This window comes from Nocardioides sp., assembly GCF_014360585.1.
In the GTDB taxonomy this organism is placed as follows: Bacteria; Actinomycetota; Actinomycetes; order Propionibacteriales; family Nocardioidaceae; genus Nocardioides.
This window is the reverse complement of sequence record NZ_JACIXG010000134.1, coordinates 1-8,540: the sequence shown is the minus strand read 5'-3', so window position 1 is coordinate 8,540 and position 8,540 is coordinate 1. Positions and strand designations below refer to the sequence as shown.

General features: G+C 67.9%; 9 protein-coding genes. 5 read left to right on the top strand and 4 right to left on the bottom strand.

Annotated features, from left to right (window positions below):
• Positions 1-75: 75 nt before the first annotated feature.
• The 5 genes from H5T77_RS25000 to H5T77_RS24980 are packed head-to-tail and all read left to right on the top strand — an operon-like array spanning position 76 to position 3,705.
• Positions 76-576, top strand: a complete 501-nt coding sequence (locus H5T77_RS25000; protein WP_292653319.1) for a DUF6114 domain-containing protein — start codon at positions 76-78, stop codon at positions 574-576.
• Positions 573-1,484, top strand: a complete 912-nt coding sequence (locus H5T77_RS24995; RefSeq protein WP_292653318.1) for a DUF6230 family protein — start codon at positions 573-575, stop codon at positions 1,482-1,484. Before H5T77_RS25000 ends, H5T77_RS24995 begins: the two co-directional genes overlap by 4 nt.
• Complete coding sequence (locus tag H5T77_RS24990; protein ID WP_292653317.1) at positions 1,481-1,954, top strand: DUF6114 domain-containing protein; 474 nt, start codon at positions 1,481-1,483, stop codon at positions 1,952-1,954. Before H5T77_RS24995 ends, H5T77_RS24990 begins: the two co-directional genes overlap by 4 nt.
• A 6-nt stretch (positions 1,955-1,960) precedes the next feature.
• Positions 1,961-2,950 carry a hypothetical protein gene (locus H5T77_RS24985; RefSeq protein ID WP_292653316.1) on the top strand — a complete coding sequence of 330 codons (990 nt, stop codon included), beginning with the start codon at positions 1,961-1,963 and terminating at the stop codon, positions 2,948-2,950.
• Entirely contained in the window at positions 2,947-3,705 is a 759-nt protein-coding gene (locus H5T77_RS24980; RefSeq protein ID WP_292653315.1) for a DUF6230 family protein, read from the top strand. Before H5T77_RS24985 ends, H5T77_RS24980 begins: the two co-directional genes overlap by 4 nt.
• A gap of 326 nt (positions 3,706-4,031) precedes the next feature.
• Here the strand turns inward: H5T77_RS24980 and H5T77_RS24975 are convergent, their stop codons facing one another.
• The 4 genes from H5T77_RS24975 to dnaK form a co-directional block, all read right to left on the bottom strand.
• Complete coding sequence (locus H5T77_RS24975; RefSeq protein WP_292653314.1) at positions 4,032-4,466, bottom strand: heat shock protein transcriptional repressor HspR; 435 nt, start codon at positions 4,464-4,466, stop codon at positions 4,032-4,034.
• The gene (locus tag H5T77_RS24970) at positions 4,466-5,659 is read right to left on the bottom strand and encodes a DnaJ C-terminal domain-containing protein (RefSeq protein ID WP_292653313.1); all 1,194 of its coding nucleotides are present in this window, start codon (positions 5,657-5,659) and stop codon (positions 4,466-4,468) included. The genes H5T77_RS24975 and H5T77_RS24970 overlap by 1 nt, the downstream gene beginning before the upstream one ends.
• Before the next feature lie 71 nt (positions 5,660-5,730).
• Positions 5,731-6,432: a nucleotide exchange factor GrpE gene (gene grpE / locus H5T77_RS24965; RefSeq protein ID WP_292653312.1), complete on the bottom strand. Its 702-nt coding sequence runs from the start codon at positions 6,430-6,432 to the stop codon at positions 5,731-5,733.
• A complete protein-coding gene (dnaK, locus tag H5T77_RS24960) occupies positions 6,429-8,288 on the bottom strand; it encodes a molecular chaperone DnaK (RefSeq protein ID WP_292653311.1) in 1,860 nt (619 codons plus the stop codon). The genes grpE and dnaK overlap by 4 nt, the downstream gene beginning before the upstream one ends.
• Positions 8,289-8,540: the final 252 nt, after the last annotated feature.

The following is an 8,540-nucleotide window of genomic DNA, read 5'->3' as shown; positions in this document are numbered from 1 at the left end:
TCATCAGTCCGCAGCGGTTGGCGGGCGTTCCGGAGCGCCCGCCAACACCACTGCCCAGCCCCGCCGGAGAACCCCATGCCTGACAAGACGCCCATCGACACCGAACCGCCCGCCGTGAACACCTCCGCCGCCCCCACTCCGCGCGGTTTCAAGGGCTTCCGGCGCACCCGCCCCTTCTGGGGCAGCCTGATCCTGCTGTGGTCGTCGTGGATGATCGGGTCCTCGATGCTCTCCAAGCAGCTCGACTTCACGATCTTCGCAGCCTTCGGTGACAGGACGCTGCCGCCGGTGCTGATCTCCTTCGCCATGGCAGCCGCGGCGCTGATCGCGATGTTCGTGCCCGCGCAGCGTACGTTCCCGGGGATCGTCTCGGTCGCGCTCGCGATCGCGGCGCTCCCGCTGGCCAACCTCGGTGGCCTGATCATCGGCACCGTCGCGGGCATCACCGGCGGCGCCCTGATCGTGGCCTGGACCCCCTACACCGACGAGCAGCTGACCAAGATGGCCGAGAAGGACGCCCGCAAACGCGCCCGCAAGGCGGCCCGCCGGCCCTCTCGGAACGGAGCGATCGCATGAGCCCGCGCGCCCGCCGTTTCGAGCGGACCGAACCCTGGGGCGAGGAGTCCGGCACGCTCAGTATGTGGGGCCGGCTCACCGGCCGCCTCTACCGTGCCGCGTACGCCGCCATCGACCGTGCCGCGGAGCGGTCGGCAGAGATGAAGACGGACTCCGAATCCGTACGCCGCGGCAGCCGCAAGCGCTCGCTGCCACCGATGATCCTCGGGAGCGCTGTGCTCGTCGCCATGTTCGGCGCGGTCTCGCAGAACGCCCTGGCGGTCAACTTCACCACCGGTAACGCCAAGTTCAAGCTCTACTCCAACTACCTCGACGCAGAGCACGCGGCGGGCTATCTCGCGCCGACCAGTCGCCAAGGGGCCACCGACTGCGATGCCGACGTCGCCGACGTACAGGCTCAGTGCGGCGTCACCGAGCTCGGGATCCACCAGGCCAAGCTCGCCGGGTTGTGCGGGATCGCGACCGAGAACATCCCGCTCGTCGGGAACTACTCGCTGATGATCACCGCCGGCGACGACATCCCGGACAGCTACGACGGCTCCTCGATCCCGGCGGGTACGACCACCGACCCGAGCACCGGCAAGCTCACCGCCGGCAGCCTGGGCAGCGCGATCTCGGCGACCAACCTGTTCATCAACTCCGACGCGCTCAGCGGCTACGGCAACAAGATCTCCGGTATGAACCTCGGCCAGTCGGCGGAGACGGTCGGCGACTCTGCGGGCCTCGCCTTCGAGGGCAACGCCAACCAGCTGCCCAGGACCGGGGCCTTCGGCCTCTACGCCCGCCAGCTCAACATGGCCGGTCTCAACGGACACAGCTACGGGCTCAACCTCAAGGGCAACATCACCCTGCCGAACCTGAGCATCAAGGTCGTTCCGGGAGCCAAGACTCAGGCCGACTGCTCATGACCGAACCCACCACGCAGTCGCTGACAGACGCCCTCGGCTTCTCCACCGTCTCCGGACCGACGCACGCACGTCGCAACCGGCTCGGCACCCTGCTCGCGGCGGCCCGCTCGTGGTTCCGCGCCTGGCGACGTACACGACCTTTCTGGGGCGCACTGTGGGTCATCGTGGCTGGCGCCTGGATCATCTACTGGATGTCCTTCGACATCGGCATCGCGCTGACCGGCGGCTGGTCCTACTCCGCGGGCTACGTCATGGGCGGCGGGCTGATCATGTTCGGCCTCGTCACCTGGCTGGCACCGCACTACAAGTCGCTCGCAGGGATCGTCGCGTTCCTGATCGCGCTGGGCGCCTTCCCCACTGCCAACCTGGGCGGCTTCGTCCTGGGCTCCGTCCTCGGCATCATCGGCGGCTCGATGATCTGGTCCTGGGGCGAGAAGAAGCCGTCCGAGCGCGTCACCTCCGGCGGCTGAGCCGCCGTGTCCCACGAGCTCACCGTCGGCAAGCAACGTCTCGTCGTCATCACCGCGATCGCGCTCCTCGTCATGTCCTCGGCGCTGTGGCCGTCGGCCGACCGAGCCGAGGCGAACAGCCAGAACGACAGCTACCAACCGTTCCGGTGCGACCAGCCCGGAAGCACCGACGCACAGCAACGGCGGCAGGTCGTGCCGCTCAAGAACAGCGGCGACAACGGCTCCTTCCAGAGCCGACTCTTCGGGACCCGGATGTTCCCCTGCCTGTCGGGGACGCGCTGGGTCCTGACCGCCGGCGAGCCGAACGGGAGCAGCACCACCAACGTTGCCGCCGACGTGCGCGGCATCTACACCAACAACAGCGACGGCAACTGCGACAGCAACAAGGGGTTCACCTACTATCACGCCGCGACGGGCTCGATGTGCCTGTTCCAGATCGCCTTCAGCGACCTCGTCTTCCGCAACAACGTCGCCTCGTTCGGCGCTCCGGTGCTCTCGGCGAGGTCGACGACGGCACCCGCCCCCACCGCGAAGGTGCCGCACACGCTCCGCATCGCCCCGGACGGTCCGTTCACCGTCGGCGGGCCCGGAGTGAAGACGAACCTGCTCACCACCGGCGACTCCTGGGTGGCGATCCCCTGGCGAACGGTGACCAACCTGGCCGGCCTCCTGATCATCGCCGCCGGGCTGACCACGACCTCGCAGAAGAACACCATCTGCACCGCCGGCTGGAACGGTGACTCGTGTCGGATGAAGATCCGTACGCTCGCCGGCGACGGCACCGGCGGCTGGAACGACCTGGTCACCGCGATCCTCAGCGGCCTGGCGGCCGGTGGTGACTACAACATCCTGGCGGCGAACCTGGAGTTCTACTACCTGTTCACCCATGACAACGACGCGTCGAAAGACCCCTACGTCCACCCGCCGGGCGGCAGCACGAACCCGCTCGACTCGATCCAGCTTCCCAACACGACGATCACGGTGACCGCGGGATGAGCACGTACGGGACCCGCTGGCGACGCATGGTCGCAGCGACGACGGTCGGCCTCGGCCTGCTCGCAGGGATGGTCGCCACGATGGGCTCCTCCGCGTCCGCGGTCTTCAGTCCCACGCTGACGATCAACAACGGCAGCTCGACGTTCTCCTCGACCAACATCCACGCCGCCGACGCGGCCTTCGGCACCTCGCTGGTGCAGACCCAGGCGGCCGCCAGCAGCGGTGGCGACTGGACACCGGTGCTGCGTGCCGGCTTCGCGTCCGCGACGATGAACGGCTTCTGCCTTTCCCGGGTGGAAGAGGTCGGGCCGCTCGGCAGCTACACGATCAGACTCACCTCCGGGGACGACGACCCGGCGACCAACGAGATCAGCGCCGAGATGGCCGTCTTCGACATCACCCGGCTCCGAGCCGCGGCCGCTCCTGGGGTCAACCTCCAGGGAACCGCTCAGATCGGACTGGCCTCCACCGACCTGACCACCAATCCGGGACGCGCACCGTACGCCGCTAACCCCATGGGCGTGCCCCAGGAGTTCGACTCGAACTGGTATCAGTCCAGCGGCAACGGCGGCCACAACAACGGTCAGGGCTTCACCGGCATCGACGCGACCGTCGCCGACCTCAACAGCGTCTACGGCGACGTCCGGCAGGCCCAGATCGAAGGACAGGTCACCCTGCCGAACCTGGAGATCGAACTGCTCCCCGGCGACCAGTCCTGCAAGGCGGCCGCTCAAGCCGGCACGTTCCCGAACTGACTCTTGCACGCCGACCGCCCCGGAAGGTGTAGATCTCGACACGCGGGTCACGGCTTCGCAAGCTCAGCCGCGCCGCTGCTCGATCTCGTCTCGCTAACGAGTTCGCTCCTGCGTCGCGATCTCGTGGCTCGCTTGAAAACATGGAAGGACCCGGTGGGTCCGTCTCGGGTCGGCTCCACCGGGTCCGCCGCGCGTGCCCCGACCATATGGGGGTTGGTCCGACACTCGCGGCTTACTCACCAGTATGCGGGCAATGCACCAACATCGGTTTTACCCGAAATCCACAACTCGCCAACAAATCTGTCAAGCGATCAGTTGGGTCCGTGCTATCCGTACTGCCGCCGCCAGACCACGACTGCCTGTCCGGGCGGCGCCTGCCGAACCGCGGGAAGCCTGCTGGCCGGAACCTGCGGCTCCGGAGCAGCGGCCCTCGCCTGGGCGAGCGCCTCGCGAGTCGCGGCCAGCTCGTGCAGCAGCTCCTCGTTGCGCCGGCGCAGCGCGTCGACGTGCTGCTCGAGAGCCAGGATTCGACGCACTCCCTCGATGCCGATCCCGGACGCGGTCAGGTCCGCGATCGAGCGCAGCCGCTCGATGTCGTGGAAGGAGTAGCGCCGCCCGCCGCCCCCGGTGCGCCCGGGGGTGATCAGGCCCATCCGCTCGTAGGTGCGCAGCGTCTGCGGGTGCAGCCCGGTCAGCTCCGCGGCGACGCTGATCACATACACCGCGGCATCCGGAGACGGGCTGCCGAATCCGTCGCTCATCATGACTCCTCGAGAAGAGACGTACGCAGTGGCTTGCCGGCCATCGCAGTCCGATAGGCCTCGACAGCGGCTTTGGCGTCGGCGTCGAGCACGGCCGGGATGTGCACCTCGACGGTGGCGAGCAGGTCGCCCACGGTGCCGTCGGCTCGCCGGAACCCCTTCCCCCGGACACGGAACGTACGCCCGTTGGGGGTGCCGGCGGGGATCCGCAGCGTCACGGGCGAACCGGACAGCGTCGGCAGCTTCACCTCTGCTCCGAGCGCCAGCTCGTCGAACCCGACGGGCACGTCGATGGTGAGGTTGTCGTCCTTGCGGCCGAAGACGCGGTGAGGCGTCACGTGCACCGTGACGTAGAGGTCGCCGGAGGGCCCCCCGTTCTCCCCGGCGGCGCCCTTGCCCTTGAGCCGGATCCGCTGCCGGTCCTTGACCCCGGCAGGGATGCGCGCCTGGATGGTGCGCGCCGAGGTGCCGCGGCCGGAGCCTCGGCAGGTCGGGCAGGCCTCGTCGTAGATCAGCTGACGGCCGCCGCAGCGCGGGCAGGTCTCGTTCATCGAGAACGCACCGCCCACGGAGTTGACCACGTAGCCCGCGCCTTCGCACTCCGGGCAGACCCGCGGCTTGGTGCCGGGTTTGCCGCCCGTGCCGTTGCAGTCGGGACAGGCGGAGTCCGAGGTCAGGCGCAGCGAGATGGTCACGCCGTCGAGGGCGTCGGTGAACCCGATCGTGGCACTCGTCTCGACGTCGGCACCCTTGATCGGCCGGGCCCTCGGGGTCGTACGCCGCCCGCTGAAGCCTCCGCCGGCACCACCGGCACCACCGAAGAGGTCGCCGAACATGTCGCCGAGCCCGCCGGTCTGGGTGCCGCCGGCACCGAAGAGGTCGTCGAAGTTGTAGCCGCGGCCGGCGCCCGTGCCGCCGAAGCCGCCCGGGAACCCGCCGGAGGCACCGAGTGTGCGCACCTCGTCGTACTTCTTGCGCTTCTCGGGGTCGCCGACGACGTCGTAGGCCTCGGCGACCTTCTTGAACTTCTCGTGCTTGGCGTCGTCGCCGGGGTTGGAGTCGGGGTGGTTGGCCCGCGCGAGCTTGCGATAGGCCTTCTTGATGTCGTCGCTCGAGGCGTCCTTCTTGACACCCAGCTCCGCGTAGTAGTCCTTGTTGATCCAGTCCGGCCGGATCCCGTCGTTCTCTGCCACCTAGCCCCTCCTCCCTTCTTCTCGGCAGACGAGCCTGTCGATTTCTCGACAGGCTCGTCTGCCCATCGTTGTCACTCCGGGTCGACGACCAGGACCTGCGCGGCCCTGACCACCCGGTCGCCGATCATGTAGCCGGCCTTGGCGACCAGCTTGACCGAGGTCTCCTCGACCTCCGGGTCGGTGCCCATGTGGCTGAGCGCCTCGTGAAGGTTGGGATCGAAGACGTCGCCAGGCTCGGCGAACTTCTTCAGGCCCAGGTTCGTCACGATCTTCTCGAGCTGGTCGGCGACGGCCTTGAAGCCGCCTTCGACCTCGCCGTGCTCGCGGGCACGGTCGATGGTGTCGAGCACCTCCACGATCGGAGTGAGCACCTTGTAGGTCGCGTTCTGCGAGACCAGCTCGCGGTCACGGTCGACCCGCCTCTTGTAGTTGACGTACTCGGCCTGGAGACGCTGCAGGTCGGTGGTCAGCTCGGCGACCCGCTTGTCGATCTCATCAGCGGCGTCGCCGAAGTCGACCTCGGTGTCGTCCTCGGGAGCGTCCTCGGCAACGACCTCGGCCTCGTTCTCGGCCGCCTCGGCGGAGCCGTCCTCGTCGGATCCGGCCTCGGCAGCGTCGTCCGAGTCCGCGGCGTCACCCTCAGGGGCGTCCGCCTCGGAGTCCTCGGTCAGCTCCTCGCCCGCCTTCGTCTCAGGGTCGGTCTCGGACGGCGGGGTCTCGGAGGCCGTCTCCTCGACGGCCTCCTCCGCCCCGCCGGGGCGGCGCTTCGTCACTTCTTGTCGCCCTCTTCACCCTCGACAGGCTCGTCGACGATCTCGGCGTCGACGACGTCGTCGTCGGCCTCGCCGGTCGCACCGGTCGCGCCGCCGGCGGCGGACTGCTCGGCCTCGGCCGCGGCGTACATGGCCGCACCCATCTTCTGCGAGGACTCACCGAGCTTGGTGATCGCGGTCTGGATGGCGTCCTTGTCGGCCTCGGTGTCCTCGAGGACCTTCTTCAGCTCGTCCAGGTCGGCCTGCACCTCGGTCTTCACGTCGTCCGGGACCTTGTCGCCGGAGTCGGTGATGAACTTCTCGGTGGTGTAGACGAGGCTGTCACCCTGGTTGCGGATCTCGATGGACTCGCGACGCTTGGCGTCCTCCTCGGCGTACTGCTCCGCCTCCTTGACCATGCGGTCGATGTCGTCCTTCGACAGCGCGGAGCCGCCGGAGATCGTCATGGACTGCTCGCGGCCCGAGGCCTGGTCCTTGGCGGAGACGTGCACGATGCCGTTGGCGTCGATGTCGAAGGCGACCTCGATCTTCGGCACGCCACGCGGCGCCGGCGGGAGGCCGGTGAGCTCGAAGTTGCCCAGCGGCTGGTTCTCCGACCACATCGGGCGCTCGCCCTGGGCGACCTTGATCTCGACGCTCGGCTGGTTGTCGTCAGCCGTGGTGAAGATCTCGGAGCGCTTGGTCGGGATGGTGGTGTTGCGCTCGATCAGGGTGGTGAAGACCCCGCCCTTGGTCTCGATGCCGAGGCTCAGCGGGGTGACGTCGAGGAGCAGTACGTCCTTGACCTCGCCCTTCAGCACGCCGGCCTGCAGCGCGGCACCGACGGCGACGACCTCGTCGGGGTTGACGCCCTTGTTGGGCTCCTTGCCGCCGAGCAGGCTCTTGACCAGCTCGGTCACGGCCGGCATCCGGGTCGAGCCGCCGACCAGGACGACGTGGTCGATGTCCTTGAGGGCCACGCCCGCGTCCTTGAGGACCGACTCGAACGGCTTCTTGGTGCGGTCGAGCAGGTCAGCGGTGATCTTCTGGAACTCCGCCCGGGTCAGGGTCTCCTCGAAGTGGAGGGGGCCGGACTCACCGTGGGTGATGTAGGGCAGGTGGATCGAGGCGTTCTGGCTCGAGGAGAGCTCGATCTTCGCCTTCTCGGCGGCCTCCTGGAGGCGCTGAGCGGCGATCTTGTCGGCGGCCAGGTCGACGCCGTTGGCGGACTTGAACTTCTCGACCATCCACTTGACGACGGCGTTGTCCCAGTCGTCACCACCGAGGTGGTTGTCACCGGAGGTCGCCTTGACCTCGACGACGCCCTCACCGATCTCGAGCAGGGACACGTCGAACGTGCCGCCACCGAGGTCGAAGACGAGGATGGTCTGGTCGTCGCCCTTGTCGAGGCCGTAGGCCAGCGCCGCGGCGGTGGGCTCGTTGACGATGCGCGAGACGTTGAGGCCCGCGATCTCACCGGCCTCCTTGGTGGCCTGACGCTGCGCGTCGGAGAAGTAGGCCGGGACGGTGATGACCGCGTCGGTCACCGGCTCGCCCAGGTAGGCCTCGGCGTCGCGCTTCAGCTTCTGCAGGACGAACGCGCTGATCTGCTGCGGCGTGAAGTCCTTGTCATCGATGTTCACCTTCCAGTCGGTGCCCATGTGACGCTTGACGGACCTGATCGTGCGGTCCACGTTGGTGACGGCCTGGCGCTTGGCGACTTCACCGACCAACACCTCACCGGACTTGCTGAACGCGACCACGGAAGGCGTCGTACGGGCGCCTTCGGCATTCGCGATGACGGTGGCCTCGCCACCCTCCAGAACCGAGACGACCGAGTTGGTGGTCCCGAGGTCGATACCGACGGCACGTGCCATCTTTGCTACCTCCGCTTGTTGAAGCTGTGTGTATGTGGACTGTGTTGGTCTGCGCCCTGCGGCTGCTGCCGCCGAGTGTTGCAAACAAGTTGAGTCGATTCAACTCAACTTCGTTCACTGCCCACAACGAAGACCTTACGCCCCCTATTCCAATCCCAGCCAAAATCACGCCGAGTCGGCCCGTCCTGACCGAAAACTCCGCCGAGCCGGCTCGTCAGAACGAGCCGACTCGGCGGGTGTTTGGGTCAGGAC

What these genes read in the sequence shown, in the direction of transcription:
- H5T77_RS24995 (WP_292653318.1), top strand. Translation starts at nt 573, where the DNA reads ATGAGCCCGCGCGCCCGCCGTTTCGAGCGGACCGAACCCTGGGGCGAG.
- H5T77_RS24990 (WP_292653317.1), top strand. Translation starts at nt 1,481, where the DNA reads ATGACCGAACCCACCACGCAGTCGCTGACAGACGCCCTCGGCTTCTCC.
- H5T77_RS25000 (WP_292653319.1), top strand. Translation starts at nt 76, where the DNA reads ATGCCTGACAAGACGCCCATCGACACCGAACCGCCCGCCGTGAACACC.
- dnaK (WP_292653311.1), bottom strand. Translation starts at nt 8,288, where the DNA reads ATGGCACGTGCCGTCGGTATCGACCTCGGGACCACCAACTCGGTCGTC.
- H5T77_RS24980 (WP_292653315.1), top strand. Translation starts at nt 2,947, where the DNA reads ATGAGCACGTACGGGACCCGCTGGCGACGCATGGTCGCAGCGACGACG.
- H5T77_RS24975 (WP_292653314.1), bottom strand. Translation starts at nt 4,466, where the DNA reads ATGAGCGACGGATTCGGCAGCCCGTCTCCGGATGCCGCGGTGTATGTG.